This window comes from Blastococcus sp. CT_GayMR16 (assembly GCF_004570875.1).
Taxonomy (GTDB): Bacteria; Actinomycetota; Actinomycetes; order Mycobacteriales; family Geodermatophilaceae; genus Blastococcus_B.
In genome coordinates this window covers 73,206-90,076 of sequence record NZ_SPQK01000006.1, presented here as the reverse complement: position 1 = coordinate 90,076, position 16,871 = coordinate 73,206, and the positions used below count along the sequence as shown (strand labels likewise).

Below are 16,871 nucleotides of genomic sequence, written 5' to 3'. Positions count from 1 at the left end.
AGGCCACAGACCTTATATGCTCGGCGGGAATGTCGTCGGGTTTACGGGAACCCAGTCAATGGGAGTGGACATGCCCCTGCAGGACCATCACCAGATCGTCAGCGTCGACGACCACCTGATCGAACACCCCCGCGTCTGGCAGGACCGGCTCCCCGAGAAGTTCAAGGCAGCAGGGCCGCAGATCCGTGAGGTGGACGGGAAGCACCTCTGGTACTACGACGGCCAGGTCTACCCGACGATCGGGCTCAACGCGGTGGCCGGGAAGCCCCGCGAGGAGTGGGGCATGGACCCGGTCCGCTACGAGGACATGATCCCGGGCTGCTACGACCCGGTGGCACGGGTGAAGGACATGGATGTCGACGGCGTCCAGGCGGCGTTGTGCTTCCCGTCCTTTCCCGGCTTCGCCGGCGGCACCTTCTTCCGCGCCCAGGACAAGGAGCTCGCGCTCCTCTGCGTGAAGGCGTGGAACGACTTCTACATCGACGAGTGGTGCTCGGTCGCACCGGACCGGTACGTCCCGATCGCAATCCTCCCGGTGTGGGACATCGAGGAGACCGCCAAGGAAGCCGCGCGGACGGCGGCCAAGGGGGCGCGCACGTTCTCCTTCCCGGACAGCCCCGTCCCCCTCGGGCTCCCGTCGTTCCACACGCGACACTGGGACCCGCTCTGGGAGGTCGCCTCCGAGACGGAGGTCCCGATCTCGCTGCACTTCGGCTCGGGATCGTTCGTGCCCGGCTTCAGCTACGCCTCCATGAAGCCGGTCCCGGGGCAGCTGGCAGCGCCCGACGGCCCCTTCGCCGTGGCGATCGCCCTGTTCTCGACCAACCTCATGTGGACGACGGTCGACCTGCTGTTCTCCCGCGCTCTCCAGAAGTTCCCGAAGCTGCAGTTCTCCCTCGCGGAGGGCGGCATCGGGTGGGTGCCCTACATCCTCGAGCGCACCGACTACACCTGGGAACGGCACAAGTGGTACCAGGACGTCGACATGGACACCCGGCCCAGCGACCTGTTCCGCGAGCACTTCTGGGGCTGCTTCATCGATGACGAGCACGGGCTGAAGAACCGGCACGAGATCGGCATCGACCGGATCATGGTCGAGGTCGACTTCCCGCACTCGGACTCGAACTGGCCGAACAGCCGCAAGCGCGCCACCGAGGTGCTCGCCGACATCCCCGACGACGAGGTCGAGAAGATCGTCGAGACCAACGCCCGACGGATGCTGCGGTTCCCCCGGGGGAGCTGAGCCCGTACTGCCGCCGAGCGGCGGGTCACCGAAAGTCTACAGACAAACTGTTCAGTCTGCCTGTACGTTCCGGAGGTGCCCGCCGCTCGGACCGCAGCCCCTGTCGACGTCACCTCCACCGCCGCCGAGCTCTCCGTCGTCGCCGCCCAGCTCATCCGGCGGCTGCGCACCGAGAGCGCGTTCCCCGCCCACCAGCTCATGGTGCTGGGCCGGCTCGACCGGGAGGGCCCGCGGACGACGAGCCGGCTGGCCATCAGCGAGCGGGTGCGCCCCCAGTCGATGGCCGCGACCGTCGCCGACCTGGTGACCGCGGAGCTCGTGACCCGCCGGCCCGACCCCGAGGACGGCCGCCAGGTCCTGCTCGAGCTGACCGACGAGGGACGGACCGTGCTCGAGCGCGAGCGGCGCGCGCGCACCGCGTGGCTGGCCGCCGCCATCGGCGCCGAGCTCGACGAGGCCGACCGCGCCGTCCTCGACCAGGCCCTGGTCCTCGTCCGCCGGCTGCTGGACCGATGACCAGCCCGCACGTCACCGGCCCGCCGCTCGACGACCCGTCCGGCCTCCCGGACGAGGTCGCGCAGGCGATGGCCGAGGCGGACGCGACCGCCGGGCCCCGTCAGCCCGCGGGCCGCGGCCTCGTCGCCGCGCTCGTCTACTGCGGCCTGTGCACGTCGGTCGTCGGCTCGCTGGGCGCGCTGCTGATCCCGACCATCTCCGAGACGCAGAACGTCTCCCGGGGCACCGCGCAGTGGGTGCTCACGGCCGCGCTCCTGGTGGGCGCCGTGGCCACCCCGGTCCTCGGCGCGCTCAGCGACCGGCCCACCCGGCGCACGGTCCTCCTCTGCACGCTGGGCCTGGTCCTGCTCGGCTCGGTGCTGGCCGCCACCGCGCAGTCCTTCCCCCAGCTGGTGATCGGCCGGGCGATGCAGGGCCTCACCTACGGGGTCATCCCGATGGCGACGGCGACGGCGCGGGCGCATCTCCCCCCGGACCGGGTACGCAGCGCCGTCGCGGCCCTGTCGGTGACCACGGTGACCGGCGCCGGGCTGAGCTTTCCGCTCACCGGCCTGATCGTGCAGGTCTCCAACTACCGGGTTGCCTTCTGGTTCGCCGTCGGCTTCACCGCCCTGGCCCTCGTCGCGGTGCTGCTGACCGTGCCCGGGCGGGACCCGTCGGCCGTGGGGCGTCCGGCGCGTTTGGACTGGTCCGGAGCCGCGCTCCTGGCCGGGGCGCTGGCCAGCCTCCTGCTCGCGGTCAGCCAGGGCGACGAGTGGGGCTGGGGCTCGCCCGGCGTGGTCGGCCTCTTCGGGACGGCGGCGCTGCTGTTCCCGTTGTGGACCTGGCACGAACTGCGCACCGAGCGCCCACTCGTCCAGCTCCGCAGCCTGAAGCACCGCGACGTCGCGCTGGCGAACGTGTCCGCCCTCGGACTGGGCGCCATGCTCTTCGCGGGGTCGTCGGCGGTCAGCCAGCTGGTGCAGACCCCGCGGTCCACCGGCTACGGCTTCGGCCTGGGACTGCTGCTGGCCGGGCTCGCGCTGATGCCGAGCTCGATCGGCAGCCAGGTGTCCAACCGCTTCGTCCAGGTCCTCGCCCGGCGCATCCCGATCCAGCGGATGCTGCCGGTCGGCCCGGCGCTGATCTGCCTGGACATGGTGTTCCTGACGTTCTTCCACGACCAGCTGTGGCAGGTGTACTCGGGGACGTTCGTGCAGGGACTGGCGATCGGCGCCAGTTTCGTGGTGATGCCGACGATGATCCTGGCCGCCGTCCCCCCGGAGCAGACCGGCAGCGCGGTCGCGCTCAACCAGGTCCTGCGGACCCTCGGCGGCTCGATCGGCAGCGCCACCGTCGGCGCCGTCCTCGCCACCGCCACGCTGAAGGGTGAGCTCCTGCCCGCCGAGCACGGCTACACGCTCGCCTTCGCCGGCACCGCGGTCGGCTGTGCGTTGCTGGCGCTCGTGCTGCTGCTGGCGCCGGTCGTGCAGGCCCGGCGGAGCGCGGCGACGCCGGCAACCGTGGCGTGAGCTCAGCCCGCCGGCGTCTGCGCGAACTCCCAGCGGACGCCCCAGTTGTCGTCCTCGATGATGGCGAAGGCGCCCGCCCGGCTGCCGTCGGTGATCCGCAGGCCCTTGCCCTCGAGATGCTCCCGGGCCCGGTCGAGGTCGAGCACGCCGATCTCGATGGAGCGCAGGCGCTGACCGAAGCGCTGGATGTAGCCGGCCACCGGTCCCTCGGCGGACCGCGGCGACACCAGTTCGACGACGTGGTCGGCGACCCGCACCCCGGTCGCGTCGGCGTCCACCTCGTCGCGCGGCCCGGAGTGGACGATCTCGGCGCCCGCGACCAGGCCGGTGAGCCAGGCGGTGGCCGCCGGCAGGTCCCGGACGGCGACGGACAGGTGGTGCAGTCCGGTCACCCCGAGGGGATGCCCTGTGCGCCACGGCTCCGCGGACCAGTCCGGCTCGATGCGGGGATCCCCGACCATCTCCAGCGGACAGAGCTCCAGCAGCATCCCGTGGCAGTCGCCGGGATGGACCATCAGGAACTCACCCGGCCGGTAGGTGGTCACCCGCACGCCGCGCTCGTCGAGGGCGGCGTGGGCCTGCTCGAGGTCGGGCACCTGCCATTCGAAGGAGTGCCAGCTGTTGCCGAACCGGGCCAGCGAGGCACCGAGCAGCGAGTCGGCGTCGACGGGCGCGAACAGCTCGATGCACAGGTCGCCGATCACGAACAGGCTCGCGTTCCGGCGCTGGTCCTCGTCGTACCCGCGCCAGTACTCGCGGGCGCCGAACACGTCGGTGTAGAACGCAGCGGCGCCCTCGAAGTCGTCGACCACCTGGTTGATGTGGACGAGCTTGTTCACGGTGAGATCCATCAGCTGTCCCCGGACGGTGGGCCCGCCATCCGCAGGGCGGGGTTCTTCCGGAAGTCCCAGCTGACCCGCTTGTCCGGGGTGATCCGCAGCCAGGCGTGCCGCCCGTCCGGGGCGAACGACGCGCCGCCGGCGTACTTGCCGGCGAAGAGCTCCTCGGGGCGGGCCAGTGCCGGATCGGGCTCGGCGGTCCGCGGGACGTCCCCGACCACCACGGCCCGGCCGCTGATCTCCACGCCCCGCAACTCCGCGAACTCCGTCCCGGCGTCGACGACGACGGACACGCGCGGATCGCGCTGCAGGTCGGTCCAGCGCTGGCTGCGCACCAGGGAGTTCAGCCACAGGGCGGCGCCGTCCCAGACGAACCACAGCGGCGCGACGTGCGGACTGCCGTCCCCGCCGACGGTCGCCACCCGGCAGGTCCGCTCGCCGGTGAGGAAGTCGTCGACCTCGGCCGCCGTCATCGCGATCGACCGCCCACGGCGCTGTCCGGTGTCCTCCATCGGTGCCCTCCCGGTCACTCGGTCAGCGCCCGCTCCACTGCGGCGGCCGGCGCTCGAAGAAGGCGGTGACGCCCTCGTGCATGTCCTCGGAGGCGAGGATCGCCTCCAGCGCGGTGGCCGTCGCGGCCCAGCCGCGGGCGTCGTCGTCCTCGTCCTGCCCGGCCAGCGCCGCGAGCGTCTCCCGGACGCTGACCGGAGAGGAGGCACAGACCTCCTCGGCCAGGGCCAGTGCCGCCTCGACGGCACCGCCCGCCTCGGTGACCCGGTTGACGACGCCGACGGCGTGCATGCGCTCGGCGTCGAACACAGTGCCCGCGATGAGCATCTCCGTGGCGACGTTGCGCGGCAGCGCGCGGGCGGCCCGGAACAGCGCGCCCGACGTGGCGATCACGCCCCGCCGGCTCTCCGGCAGCGCGAACCGCGCGGTGGTCGAGGCGACGACGAGGTCGCAGGCGAGCACGATCTCGAAGCCGCCGCCGAACGCGGGGCCCTCGACGGCGGCGATCAGCGGCTTCGCCCGGCGCCGACGGATGACGCCGTACTCGCCGCCGCGCTCGGTGACCGCGCCCGCGCCGTCCTTCAGGTCGGTGCCGGCGCAGAAGACTGCTGTCGTCCCGGTGAGCACGCCGGCCCAGAGGTCGGGATCGTCGTCGAGCCGGTCGAGGGCGGCGGAGATGCCGAGGGCGGTGGCGACGTCGATCGCGTTGCGCTTCTCCTCGCGTTCGATCCGCACGAGGAGCACCCGGCCGCGCTGCTCCTCGACGACCGCCACGATCGGACCCTAACCCGCGAGGCGTGCCCAGGATGATCGTCGACCCAGCAGGTCAGGAAGCAGGCGCACGATGACCGAGGACCACCAGCCCGCCGGCGACGAGTTCGCCCTGCTCCCCGAGAACGCCGCCGAGGTGGGGGTACCGGTCGCCGCGCTGCCGCCCGTCCGACGCACCACGACGACCACCCCGCAGGGACGGGTCAGCGCCCTCCGCTGGGGCGAGGGCCCGCCTCAGGTGGTGTTCCTCCACGGCGGGGGCCAGAACGCGCACACCTGGGACACCGTCCTGATCGGTCTCGAGCTGCCTGCCCTCGCGATCGACCTCCCGGGGCACGGACACTCCGACTGGCGCGAGGACCGGGACTACTCCCCCGACACCACCGCCGGCACCGTCGCGGCCGCCCTGGCCGCCGAGTCGGTCCGGGACGTCCCCGTCGTGGGGATGTCGATGGGCGGCCTCACCGCGATCGCCCTGGCGGGGCGCCACCCCGGCACGGTCTCCCGGCTCGTGGTGGTCGACGTGACGCCGTCGGTGATGGCGCGGGTCGAGGCCATGACCACCGTCCAGCGGGGAACGACCGCCCTCGTCGGTGGCCCGGAGACCTTCGACGACCTCGAGACCATGGTGGCCGCGGCCACGGCGGCGGCCCCTCGCCGGCCGCCGGGGTCGGTGCGGCGCGGGGTCGTGCACAACTCCCGGCAACTGCCCGACGGCCGGTGGGCCTGGCGCTACGACCGGCCGCGGGACATGGGGCCCCACTCCTTCGCCCGGCTGTGGGACGACGTCGCCGCGACCCCCGCCCCGGTGACGCTGGTCCGGGGCGGGGACTCCGCGTTCGTCGGCGACGAGGACGTGGCGGAGTTCCGCCGTCGCCGGCCGGACGTGACGGTGGAGGTCGTCGACGGGGCCGGCCACTCGGTCCAGTCCGACCGCCCGCGGGAGCTCACCGCGCTGCTCCGGACGGCGCTGGCTCCCGGCTGACCGTCAGCGCGCACCCCAGACGCGCTCGGCGTTGTCGTGCCCGACGAGGCGCAGCTCGTCCTCCGTCAGCGGGAGCGCCCGGAGCAGCGCCGCGTATTCGACCTGGTCCACGATCGGGTAGTTGGTGCCGAACATGACCCGGTCGGCGCCGACCAGCCGGATCAGGTCGACCAGCTCGGCCGGGCCCAGGTCGCCCATGGCCGGCCCGCCCAGGCGCATCGCGGTGTCGGTGTAGACGTTGCCGTACGCGGCGTTGAGCCGGGCGATCTCGGCCTCACCACCCTGGCCCAGGTGCGCCAGCTGGACGACGACGTCCGGATAGCTCCGCAGCACCTCCTCGAAGTACTCGGGCCGGGCGAGCAGCGTGTGGCCGTAGTCCGTGCTGCCGGACTCCGACAGGATCGGCACACCGTGCTCCTGAGCGAGCTTCCAGACGATCTCCATGCGTTCGTCGTCGGGCCGCAGTCCGATGTAGGTCGGTGCCACCTTCAGGCCGCTGGCGCCCTCTGCCAGCCGGGTCCTCACCTCGCTGGCGATGAGGTCGGGAGACATGAGCACGGGGTCGAGCCCGACCACGGCGACGATGCGGGTGGGGTTGTCGTGCGCCGACTTCGCCGCCCAGGCGTTGAGGTCACGCCAGCGGGCGACGACCTCCGCGCCGGCCTCGTCCCGGTCGCGGCCGGCCTCGACGGCGGCGTTCACGATGTCCATGCCCGCGAACCAGGGAACGATCAGGGTCCAGTCCAGACCGTTGGCGTCCATGCCCGCGATCAGCTCGTCGACCGTTCCCTGCAGTGGCCGCGGCGGCCCGACGGGAAGGGCGTCCAGGAACTCCTGGGTGGCGGCCGGTGAGGGCTGCGTGTGGGTGTGGGCGTCGATGAGCCGCTGCATGGATCGTCCCTTTCCTCGGCGCTCCCCGTCGAACGCGGATGCCGAGTATGGGCGGAGCCGACCGGCGGGAACACCGTCGCGCGCACGCCCGGGACGAGACGTTCCTGCCGGCCTGCGGTCAGCTACCGCCGTCGGACCCGGCGCCGGCCTCCAGCCGGCAGGCGAAGAGGAACGCCGGGGGCACGTTCATCACCGAGATCCGGCGACGGACCGACGGGAAGAGCCGGCGCAGCTCGGACTGGATCAGCGGGGAGTACTGGATGACCAGTGCGACCCCGCGCGGTGCGATCGCCTTCGGCAGCGACTCCAGGATGCGCCGGCGCAGCCCTGGCTCCAGCGAGGTGAATGGCAGCGCGCACACCAGGACGTCGGCCTGCTCGCCGTCCAGGTGCTCCGCCAGGTTCTCGGCCGAGTCGGCGACGACCTGCAGCCGCGGGTCGTCGAACCGCTCCTCGAGCAGCTCGGCCAGCCGCAGATCGATCTCGAGCGCGACCAGGCGCGCGTCCGGCCGCATGCGGGCCAGGATCTCGCCGGTCTGGACGCCGGTCCCCGCGCCCAGCTCGACCACCAGGTCCGCTCCGGCGACGTCGCCCAGGTCGAGCATGTCCCTGACCGCCTGCCGGGACGTCGGCAGGATCGCCCCGACCTGACGCGGATTGGCCGCGAAGGCGCGCAGGAAGCGCAGCCGATCGGCGATGTGCTGGTTCATGCAGCCTCCGGGGCGCGTGGAGCGGGCTCCCTGCCCTGCCCTCGGCGAGCACGATGACACGACTTCCCGCCACCGGGCGAATGCGGGCGGGCTACCCGGGGGAACAGGCCCTGGGGGTGACGAACGGCACGCCGGACGGCCGGGATGGCCAAGATCGCGTTCGACAGCGTAAGGTTCACGTCGGTCGCTGTTGTGCCTCTGCCTCGTTCTTGAACGTCCGCAGTCGTCTCTGCCTGACGTTCCTTCTCGGTCCTGCCGGTCGGTGCGGCGGCCCGAAGATCGGCACTAGCCGGTCCGGACACCCCCTGCACGGAATGAGAAAAACAGCATGGCTCAGGGAACTGTGAAGTGGTTCAACGCGGAGAAGGGCTTCGGCTTCATCGCCCAGGACGGCGGCGGCGCTGACGTCTTCTGCCACTACTCCGCCATCGTGTCGGAGGGCTACAAGTCCCTCGACGAGGGCCAGCAGGTCGAGTTCGACGTCACGCAGGGCCAGAAGGGCCCCCAGGCGGAGAACGTCCGCGCGATCTGATCCACTGGATCTGATCTTCCGGAACGGGGGTCACGGCGCTTCGGCGCCGTGGCCCCCGTTTCGCATTTCCGGCGGCCGTCCACAATGCCCCTCGCCGGGCCGTCGAAGCGCCGCCGTAACGTTCGGGGTATGAGTCGCTCCCACCCCGAACTCCGGACACCGCCGGCCCTGCCCGAGGGCGGCCTGCGCGTGATCGCGCTGGGGGGCCTCGGCGAGATCGGTCGCAACATGACCGTCTTCGAGCACGCCGGGAAGTTGCTGATCGTCGACTGCGGCGTGCTCTTCCCCGAGGAGCACCAGCCCGGCATCGACGTCATCCTCCCCGACTTCACCTCGATCCGGGACCGGATGGACGACGTCGTCGCGATCGTGCTCACCCACGGCCACGAGGACCACATCGGCGGCGTGCCCTACCTGCTGCGCGAGCGGCGCGACATCCCCCTGGTCGGCTCCCGGCTCACGCTGGCGTTCATTGACGCCAAGCTCAAGGAGCACAAGATCAAGCCGGTCACCCGCGAGGTGGCCGAGGGCGACGAGGTGTCCTTCGGCCCGTTCGACCTCGAGTTCCTCGCCGTGAACCACTCCATCCCCGACGCGCTCGCTGTGGCCATCCGCACCGCCGCCGGCCTGGTGCTGCACACCGGCGACTTCAAGATGGACCAGTTCCCCCTCGACCGGCGGATCACCGACCTGCGCGGTTTCGCCCGGCTCGGTGAGGAGGGTGTCGACCTCTTCCTGACCGACTCGACCAACGCCGAGGTGCCGGGCTTCACGATGTCGGAGGGCGAGCTCGTCCCCGCCATCGAGAAGGTGTTCCGCACCGCCCCCCGCCGCGTCATCGTCTCGAGCTTCGCCAGCCACGTGCACCGGATCCAGCAGGTGCTCGACCAGGCGCACGCGCACGGCCGCAAGGTGGCCTTCGTCGGCCGGTCGATGGTCCGCAACATGGGCATCGCCCGGGATCTCGGCTACCTGAACGTGCCCGACGGCCTGGTCGTCGACATGAAGGTGCTGGAGAAGCTGCCCGCGAACCAGGTGTGCCTGGTCTGCACCGGTTCCCAGGGGGAGCCCATGGCCGCGCTGTCGCGCATGGCCAACCGCGACCACGTCATCCGGGTCACCGAGGGCGACACTGTGCTGCTGGCGAGCTCGCTCATCCCGGGCAACGAGAACGCGATCTACCGGGTCATCAACGAGCTCACCCGCTGGGGCGCGAACGTCGTCCACAAGGGGAACGCGAAGGTGCACGTCTCCGGCCACGCCAGCGCCGGCGAGCTCGTCTACTGCTACAACCTCGTTCAGCCCCGCAACGTGATGCCGGTGCACGGCGAGTGGCGGCACCTGCGGGCCAACGGTGACCTCGCGATCCGCACCGGCGTGCACCCCAAGGGCGTCGTCCTCGCCGAGGACGGCTTCGTGGTGGACCTGGTGAACGGCCGGGTGTCCATCACCGGCAAGGTCTCCGCGGGCAACGTCTACGTGGACGGCGAGACCGTCGGGGGCGCGACCGAGGCGCACCTGAAGGACCGGCGCAACCTCGCCGAGGAGGGCGTCATCACCGTCGTCGCCATCGTCGACGCCGACACCGGGCGGCTGGCCGAGCCGCCGGACTTCCTCGCCCGCGGCTTCGTCCACGACGAGTCCACCTTCACCGAGGTCGAGCCGCTGATCGAGAAGGCGTTGGCCCGGGCGGCCGAGGAGGGCGTGGGTGGCGCCATCCAGCTCGAGCAGCTGATCTCCCGTGCCGTCGGCCAGTGGGCGCACCGCACCTACCGGCGCAGCCCGATGGTCATCCCGATCGTCATCGACGCCTGACGGGAACGCCCTCCCCCGGCCGGGGCGTTGTCCGGGGGGCGGTCGCCTTCATGTCCGTCCTCATGGTGCCGATGCTTCCTGTGGCCCCGCCGCTGTAGACCGAGGAGAGGGCGATGGACTACTTGCGCCGCATGCAGACGGAACGGCCCGTTCTCTTCTGGGTGGTGCTGCTCGTCGCGTTCGTCGTCGGCTTCCAGCTCCTGATCTTCCTCGTCGGGCTCATCCTGGGGCCGTTCGGGGTGCCGTCCTGGGTGCCACTGGCAGTCGTTCTCGGCGTGCTCGTCGTGATCGCGCGCCGACAGCAGCGATCGCGGTAGCCGGGCGCGGGTCGCCGGACTCACCTCACAGCCGGGAGGGCCTCGCCTGCCGGGGCGCGCACCTCCCGTCCGGGAGGATGTGGCAGTGAGCGCCGAGACGATGTTGCTGCTGGTCCTCGGAGGCGTGGCGGTCCTCGTCGCCGTGCGCTGGGTCGCCGAGCGGACCGGCCTGCCCGCCGCGGCCCTGCTGACCCTCGTCGGCATCGGCTACGCGCTCCTGCCGGGGCCCAACATCACCCTGGACCCCGAGCTCGTCCTCACCCTGGTCCTCCCGCCGCTGCTCTACAGCGCCGCGCTGGACTCCTCGCTGACCGCGATCCGCCGGAACCTGCGCACCGTGGTCAGCCTGTCGGTGCTGCTGGTCCTGGTCACCGCAGTGGTGATCGGGATCGGGTTCGGGCTCTTCGTCGCCGGTGCGACCGTGGCCGCCGGCATCGCACTCGGCGCGGCGGTGGCCCCGCCCGACCCGGTGGCCGCGCTCGCCGTCGGCCGCAAGGCCGGTCTGCCACCGAGGCTGATCACGCTGATCCAGGGCGAGGGACTGCTCAACGACGCCACCGCCCTCACCATCCTGGCGGTCGCCGTCTCCGCGGCCCGGGGCGACGGCTTCTCGACCCCGGCGGCACTCGGCCAGTTCCTGCTCGCCTCCGTCGGCGGTGTGGTGGCGGGCGTGGCGGTCGCCTACGGCGTGCGGCCGCTGCGGAGGCTGCGGGCGGACCCGCTGTCGTCGAACGCGATCTCGCTGGCGACGCCGTTCGTCGCCTACCTGCTCGGGGAGTCCGTGCACGTCTCCGGGGTGCTCGCCGTGGTCGTGGCCGGACTGATCATCGGCCACAACAACCCGAGCTGGGCCTCCGGTGCCAGCCGCTTGCAGACCGACGCCGTGTGGCGGCTGGTCGACTTCCTGCTCGAGGGATTCGTCTTCCTGCTCATCGGCCAGCAGCTGCCGACCGTCATCCGTGGGCTCGGGGAGTACGAGACGTCGACGATCGTCACGGCGTCCGCGATCACGGTCGGCGTGGTGCTCCTGCTCCGGCCGCTGTGGCTGTGGCTGACCGAGCACCTGCCGCAGTCGCTGCACATGCGGCTGACCGACCAGGACCTCGATGGGGACGGCGAGCCGGACAGCGCCCCGGGGCACGGCGCTCCCGGCCGGCTCTCGGGGCGGGAGATCGTCGTCCTGAGCTGGGCGGGTACCCGCGGGGTGATCAGCCTGGCCGCGATCTTCACGCTGCCGCTGGTCACCGACGACGGCAGCCCGTTCCCCGACCGCACCCTGCTGCTCTTCTGCGCGTTCCTGGCCGTGCTGGTCACCCTCGTCGGGCAGGGGCTCACGTTCGCCCCCCTGGTGCGGGCGCTGGGCCTGCGGGCGGATGCCGCGGATCAGGCGCGCCTGCGCAACGAGGCCCGGGTGGCCGCGGTCGAGGCCGCCCTGCGCCGTCTCGACGAGATGGAGGCCGAGCAGCACGACGACGTCGACGACCGGGCGATCACCGCCATCCGGGGGCAGCTGCGCACGCGGCTGAACCGGTACCGCCACCGGCTGGACCTGCTGGAGGGTGCCGAGGCCGGGGAGATACCGCTGTCGCCGGAGTACGAGGCCGCGCTGCGACTGCGCCGGTCGGTCATCGAGGCCCAGCGTGGTGAGCTGCTGCGCTGGCGCGACGTGGGCCGGCTCCCCGACGAGAGCCTGCGCACGCTGGAGCGCGAGCTCGACCACGAGGAGGGCCTGCTCCCCACGCGGAGCACCCGCTGACCCCTCGGCGGGGATCGCTCAGCCGAGCCGCTCGTCCAGGTGCACCGTCACCGTGTCGCCGGCCTGCTTCCCGATCGCCTTCCGGACGTCGGCCTTCACGGGCAGCTTGTGGGTGCCGTCGCCCAGGGCCATGAACGAGCTCTCGAACGGGTGCCCGTCGACCCGGCCGCGGACCTTCACCAGCCCGCGCGTGCCGAAGTACTCGGCCGACCCGGGCATCTGCACGTAGGTCCATCCACCCGCTGCCGGGCTCCGGACCATCGTGGCGGTGAACTCCCTGTCGAGCGGGCCGCCGCCCGCCGGTGTGCCACCCATCGTGCGCCCCTTCCTTCTGGACCCGTCAGTGTCCTGGACTCCACCGCCGGGCGGAACTCATCGGCTGGGTAGCGTGCGGGGATGTCCCGTTCCCCGGCCGAGCGGGCTGACGCGCCCGACTGGTTCGTGCAGGCGCTGGCCGCCGCGCCGGCCCACGAGGACGTCGAGGTCGAGGGCGTGCCCGTCCACTACCGGGCCTGGGGCGACAGATCGCTGCCCGGCCTCGTCCTCGTGCACGGTGGCGCGGCGCACTCGGGCTGGTGGGACCACATCGCACCGCAGCTGCACTCGCACCGGGTCGTGGCCGTCGACCTGTCCGGGCACGGCGACAGCGGCCGGCGCGACACCTACGCCATGTCGCTCTGGGCGCGCGAGGTCGCGGCCGTGGCCGCCGCCGAGGAGCTGGACCGCCCCGTCGTCCTGGGCCACAGCATGGGCGGGTGGGTCGCGCTGACCATCGGCGTCGAGCTCCCCGGGACGGTCTCGGCCGTCGCCGTCATCGACTCCCCCATCGACCGCCAGCCGCCCGAGGACGAGCGGCTGCGCGACCGGAGGCGACGCCCGCACCGGCCGTACCCGACCGCCGAGGAGGCGATCAGCCACTTCCGGACGATCCCGCGGCAGGACGTCCTGCTGCCCTACGTCCACGACCACGTCGCCCGCGGGTCTCTGCGCCACGACTCCGACGGCTGGCGGTGGAAGTTCGATCCGAACTTCTGGGGAACGCGTCCCCTGCTCACCCAGCTGCTGCCCCGGGTGACCGGTCCGGTGGCGCTGTTCCGCTGCGAGAAGGGCATGGTGAGCCCCACGATGGCAGCGGAGATGGCCGGACTGGTCGGCGGGCACCTGCCGGTGGTCGACCTGCCCGACGCGGGCCACCACCCGATGCTGGACCGGCCGCTGACACTGGTCGCCGGGGTGCGCACCCTGCTCGCGGTCTGGCCGCACGGCGCCTGAGCCGGGGCGCGGGGGCCCCGGCTCAGGACGTCAGAGGAGCTCGAGGATGGTGGCGTTGGCCTGGCCGCCCCCCTCGCACATGGTCTGCAGGCCGTAGCGGATGCCGTTGTCCCGCATGTGGTGCACGAGCGTCGTCATGAGCCGCGCGCCGGAGCCGCCGAGCGGGTGACCCAGCGCGATCGCACCGCCGTTGGGGTTGAGCGCCTTGGTGTCGGCGCCGAACTCGGCGAGCCACGCGAGCGGCACCGGGGCGAACGCCTCGTTGACCTCGAACGCGCCGATCTCGTCGATCGTCAGGCCCGACTTCTGCAGCGCCTTGGCCGTGGCCGGGATGGGAGCGGTCAGCATGATCACCGGGTCGGCCCCGGCGAGCACCGCCGTGTGCACCCGCGCGATCGGGGTGAGCCCCAGCTCGCGGGCCTTCTCGCCGCTCATCATCAGCAGGGCGGCCGAGCCGTCGGAGATCTGCGACGAGTTGCCGGCGGTGATGACGCCGCCCTCGGGCTTGAAGACGGTCCGGAGCTTGCCGAGGCTCTCCAGGCTGCTCGGCCGGATGCCTTCGTCCTGCGAGATCACGGTGCCGTCGGGCAGGGTGACCGGCGCGAGCTGCGCGTCGAAACGACCCTCGTCCCGGGCGGCCGCCGCCTTGTCCTGCGAGTTCACGGAGAACTCGTCGACCTGCTCGCGGGAGAAGCCCCACTGCTCGGCGATCATCTCCGCGCCGATGCCCTGGTTGGGGGCCACGCCGTCGTACCGGTCGAGGAAGGGCGCGGGGAAGGGATTGGCGCCGATCAGCGCGGCGCCCATGGGCACGCGGCTCATCGACTCCACACCGCCGGCGACGACGACGACGTACTGGCCGGACACGATGCCCGCGGCGGCGAAGTGCACCGACTGCTGCGACGAGCCGCACTGCCGGTCGATGGTCACGCCGGTGACCGACTCCGGCCACCCCGCGGTCAGCACGGCGGTGCGGGCGATGTCGAAGGTCTGCTCGCCCACCTGGCCGACACAGCCCCAGATGACGTCGTCGACCTGTGCCGGGTCCACGCCCGCCCGCTGAACCAGGCTGTTGAGCACGTGTGCCGAGAGCTCGGCCGGGTGCACCCCGGACAGCCCGCCGTTGCGCTTGCCGACCGGCGTCCGCACGGCCTCCACGATCACTGCGTCCCGCATGTCCTGCCCCTTCCGATTGCCAGTACCGGCCACCATCCCACGCATCCCTGGGGGCGCGTCAGCGGCCCTTCCACACGGGTGCCCGCTTCTCCGCGAACGCCGTGGCCCCCTCGCGCGCGTCCTCACTGGCGAACACCGGCGCGATCAGCTCCTCCTGCCGGGCCCAGGAATCGGCGAACGTCCAGTCGGAGCTGCCGCGGGCGACCGCCTTGGTCGCGGCCACCGCCAGCGGCCCGTTCGCGGCGATCGTGGCGGCGAGATCCAGGGCGCCCTGCAGCGCCTCGCCCTCGGGCGCGAGCCGGTTGACCAGGCCGATCTCCGCCGCACGGACGGCCGACAGGGGATCGCCGGTCAGCAGCATCTCCAGCGCGAGGTTAAACGGCACCCGCTGCGGCAGCGACAGCGCCGCTCCGCCGGCGGCCACGAGTGAGCGCTTGACCTCCGGGACGCCGAACCGGGCGGTCTCCGAGGCGACGATCAGGTCGCAGGCGAGCAGCAGCTCGAAGCCGCCTGCGAGCGCCCAGCCCTCGACGGCGCCGATCAGCGGTTTGCGCGGCGGGGTGCGGGTGATGCCGCAGAGCCCCCGGTCGCCGATCGTCGGCGTCTCGCCGCGGAGGAAGGCCTTGAGGTCCATGCCGGCGGAGAAGGTGCCCCCCGCGCCGGTCAGCACGCCGACCCGCAGGTCGTCGTCGGCGTCGAGCTCGTCGACGGCGGCGGCGACCCCCTCGGCCACCGCACGGTCGAGTGCGTTCTTCGCCCCCGGCCGGTTGATCGTGATGACCTGGACGCCGTCGCGCCGCTCCACCAGTACCTCGTCCGCCATCGGTCCACCCTCTCGCAGTCAGTCCTCCGGCGCCGCCTCGGCGACGGCGCCGTCGGCCAGGAGCTTCCCCACCTCGTCGTCGGCGAAGCCCCACTCCGCGAGCACCTCACGGGTGTCCGCGCCGGGCAGCCGCTGGCTCCCGCGGACGGCGCCGGGCGTGCGCGAGAACCGCGGTGCGGGGCCGGGCTGGGTCACCCCGCCGTCGGTGACGAACGTCCCGCGCGCCGCGAGGTGCGGGTCGGCCGGGGCCTCCGAGAGGCTCAGCACGGGGGTGACGCAGGCGTCGGTGCCGGTGAAGGTGGCGGCCCACTCGTCCCGGGTCCGCGAGGCGAACACCTCGGCGAACCGGCTGCGGTGCTCGGACCAGCGGGCGACGTCGTACTGCCCGCCGGGCAGCTTCCCGGTCAGGCCGGTGCCCTCGAGCAGGGCGGCGTAGAACTGCGGCTCCAGCGCGCCGACGGCGACGTGCCCGCCGTCGGCGCAGGCGTAGGTGTCGTAGAACGGCGCCCCGCCGTCGAGGAGGTTGCCCGCGCGCCGGTCCTGCCACAGGCCGGCGCCGAGCATCCCGTAGATCATCGTGACCAGGGAGCTGGCGCCGTCGACCATCGCGGCGTCGACGACCTGGCCGCGGCCGCTGGTCCCCCGCTCGAGCAGGGCGGCGAGGACGCCGACGACGAGGAACATCGACCCGCCGCCGAAGTCGGCGCCGATGTTCAGCGGCGCCACCGGCTTGTCCGCCGTCCCGATCGCGTGCAGGGCGCCGGTGAGGCTCAGGTAGTTGATGTCGTGGCCGGCGCGGGCGGCCATCGGGCCGTCCTGCCCCCAGCCGGTCATCCGCGCGTAGACCAGCCGCGGATTGCGGTCGAGCACCTCGTCGGGACCGAGGCCCAACCGCTCCAGCACTCCCGGCCGGTTGCCCTCGACCAGCACGTCGGCCCGGTCGAGCAGGCGGAGGAGGACCTCCCGGCCGTCGGCGCGCTTCAGGTCGACGGCGATGCTCGGCCGGCTGCGGTTGAGGTTGTCGACCTCGGGGCTGATCAGGTGGCCCCGCCCGTCGGGACGGCCCACCCGGACGACGTCGGCGCCCAGTTCGGCCAGCAGCATGCAGGCGTAGGGAGCAGGTCCGAGCCCTGCCAGTTCGACGATGCGGATCCCGGTCAACGGGCCGGTCGGCGGCTGCACGGAGGGGACCCTAGACGGCACGG

18 protein-coding genes are annotated in these 16,871 nt (G+C 72.6%); 9 read left to right on the top strand and 9 right to left on the bottom strand.

What is annotated here, in order from left to right:
• Positions 1 to 70 precede the first annotated feature (70 nt).
• The 3 genes from E4P38_RS09320 (at position 71) to E4P38_RS09310 (ending at position 3,270) form a co-directional block, all read left to right on the top strand.
• The gene (locus E4P38_RS09320) at positions 71 to 1,243 is read left to right on the top strand and encodes an amidohydrolase family protein (RefSeq protein WP_135131498.1); all 1,173 of its coding nucleotides are present in this window, start codon (positions 71 to 73) and stop codon (positions 1,241 to 1,243) included.
• Between the two features lie 75 nt (positions 1,244 to 1,318).
• The gene (locus tag E4P38_RS09315; protein WP_209309019.1) at positions 1,319 to 1,759 is read left to right on the top strand and encodes a MarR family transcriptional regulator; all 441 of its coding nucleotides are present in this window, start codon (positions 1,319 to 1,321) and stop codon (positions 1,757 to 1,759) included.
• Positions 1,756 to 3,270, top strand: a complete 1,515-nt coding sequence (locus E4P38_RS09310; RefSeq protein WP_135131497.1) for an MFS transporter — start codon at positions 1,756 to 1,758, stop codon at positions 3,268 to 3,270. The genes E4P38_RS09315 and E4P38_RS09310 overlap by 4 nt, the downstream gene beginning before the upstream one ends.
• 2 nt (positions 3,271 to 3,272) lie before the next feature.
• On the opposite strand, the gene E4P38_RS09305 is transcribed toward E4P38_RS09310, so the two are convergent.
• The 3 genes from E4P38_RS09305 to E4P38_RS09295 are packed head-to-tail and all read right to left on the bottom strand — an operon-like array spanning position 3,273 to position 5,393.
• Complete coding sequence (locus E4P38_RS09305) at positions 3,273 to 4,121, bottom strand: VOC family protein (RefSeq protein ID WP_135131496.1); 849 nt, start codon at positions 4,119 to 4,121, stop codon at positions 3,273 to 3,275.
• The gene (locus tag E4P38_RS09300; RefSeq protein ID WP_135131495.1) at positions 4,121 to 4,621 is read right to left on the bottom strand and encodes a pyridoxamine 5'-phosphate oxidase family protein; all 501 of its coding nucleotides are present in this window, start codon (positions 4,619 to 4,621) and stop codon (positions 4,121 to 4,123) included. The genes E4P38_RS09305 and E4P38_RS09300 overlap by 1 nt, the downstream gene beginning before the upstream one ends.
• Before the next feature lie 22 nt (positions 4,622 to 4,643).
• Positions 4,644 to 5,393 (bottom strand): enoyl-CoA hydratase-related protein, encoded by a 750-nt coding sequence (locus E4P38_RS09295; RefSeq protein ID WP_135131494.1) that lies wholly within the window; start codon positions 5,391 to 5,393, stop codon positions 4,644 to 4,646.
• Positions 5,394 to 5,463: 70 nt separating this feature from the next.
• Here E4P38_RS09295 and E4P38_RS09290 point away from each other — a divergent pair, with 70 nt between their 5' ends.
• On the top strand, positions 5,464 to 6,375 hold the full coding sequence (locus tag E4P38_RS09290) for an alpha/beta hydrolase (protein WP_135131493.1): 912 nt from the start codon (positions 5,464 to 5,466) through the stop codon (positions 6,373 to 6,375).
• A 3-nt stretch (positions 6,376 to 6,378) separates the two neighbouring features.
• Here E4P38_RS09290 and E4P38_RS09285 read toward each other — a convergent pair whose 3' ends face one another.
• Positions 6,379 to 7,266 (bottom strand): amidohydrolase family protein, encoded by an 888-nt coding sequence (locus E4P38_RS09285; protein ID WP_135131492.1) that lies wholly within the window; start codon positions 7,264 to 7,266, stop codon positions 6,379 to 6,381.
• Between the two features lie 118 nt (positions 7,267 to 7,384).
• Entirely contained in the window at positions 7,385 to 7,975 is a 591-nt protein-coding gene (locus E4P38_RS09280) for an rRNA adenine N-6-methyltransferase family protein (protein ID WP_135131491.1), read from the bottom strand.
• Positions 7,976 to 8,303: 328 nt separating this feature from the next.
• On the opposite strand from E4P38_RS09280, the gene E4P38_RS09275 reads away from it, so the two are divergent.
• From E4P38_RS09275 to E4P38_RS09260, 4 genes are all read left to right on the top strand, one after another.
• Positions 8,304 to 8,507: a cold-shock protein gene (locus tag E4P38_RS09275; RefSeq protein WP_029336827.1), complete on the top strand. Its 204-nt coding sequence runs from the start codon at positions 8,304 to 8,306 to the stop codon at positions 8,505 to 8,507.
• A gap of 129 nt (positions 8,508 to 8,636) precedes the next feature.
• Entirely contained in the window at positions 8,637 to 10,322 is a 1,686-nt protein-coding gene (locus tag E4P38_RS09270; protein ID WP_135131490.1) for a ribonuclease J, read from the top strand.
• 113 nt (positions 10,323 to 10,435) lie between these two features.
• Positions 10,436 to 10,639, top strand: coding sequence for a hypothetical protein (locus E4P38_RS09265; protein ID WP_135131489.1), 204 nt, complete (start codon positions 10,436 to 10,438; stop codon positions 10,637 to 10,639).
• A gap of 85 nt (positions 10,640 to 10,724) precedes the next feature.
• Positions 10,725 to 12,395, top strand: coding sequence for a Na+/H+ antiporter (locus tag E4P38_RS09260; protein WP_209309018.1), 1,671 nt, complete (start codon positions 10,725 to 10,727; stop codon positions 12,393 to 12,395).
• An 18-nt stretch (positions 12,396 to 12,413) separates the two neighbouring features.
• Here the strand turns inward: E4P38_RS09260 and E4P38_RS09255 are convergent, their stop codons facing one another.
• The gene (locus tag E4P38_RS09255) at positions 12,414 to 12,710 is read right to left on the bottom strand and encodes a DUF1905 domain-containing protein (protein ID WP_135131488.1); all 297 of its coding nucleotides are present in this window, start codon (positions 12,708 to 12,710) and stop codon (positions 12,414 to 12,416) included.
• Positions 12,711 to 12,791: 81 nt separating this feature from the next.
• Here E4P38_RS09255 and E4P38_RS09250 point away from each other — a divergent pair, with 81 nt between their 5' ends.
• Entirely contained in the window at positions 12,792 to 13,667 is an 876-nt protein-coding gene (locus E4P38_RS09250) for an alpha/beta hydrolase (RefSeq protein ID WP_135131487.1), read from the top strand.
• Positions 13,668 to 13,697: 30 nt separating this feature from the next.
• Here E4P38_RS09250 and E4P38_RS09245 read toward each other — a convergent pair whose 3' ends face one another.
• Genes E4P38_RS09245 through E4P38_RS09235 form a run of 3 tightly spaced genes read right to left on the bottom strand, consistent with a single transcriptional unit; the run spans position 13,698 to position 16,848 of the window.
• Positions 13,698 to 14,843: an acetyl-CoA C-acyltransferase gene (locus tag E4P38_RS09245; protein WP_135131486.1), complete on the bottom strand. Its 1,146-nt coding sequence runs from the start codon at positions 14,841 to 14,843 to the stop codon at positions 13,698 to 13,700.
• Between the two features lie 58 nt (positions 14,844 to 14,901).
• A complete protein-coding gene (locus E4P38_RS09240; protein WP_135131485.1) occupies positions 14,902 to 15,666 on the bottom strand; it encodes a crotonase/enoyl-CoA hydratase family protein in 765 nt (254 codons plus the stop codon).
• Positions 15,667 to 15,684: 18 nt separating this feature from the next.
• Entirely contained in the window at positions 15,685 to 16,848 is a 1,164-nt protein-coding gene (locus tag E4P38_RS09235) for a CaiB/BaiF CoA-transferase family protein (protein ID WP_135131484.1), read from the bottom strand.
• Positions 16,849 to 16,871 lie beyond the last annotated feature (23 nt).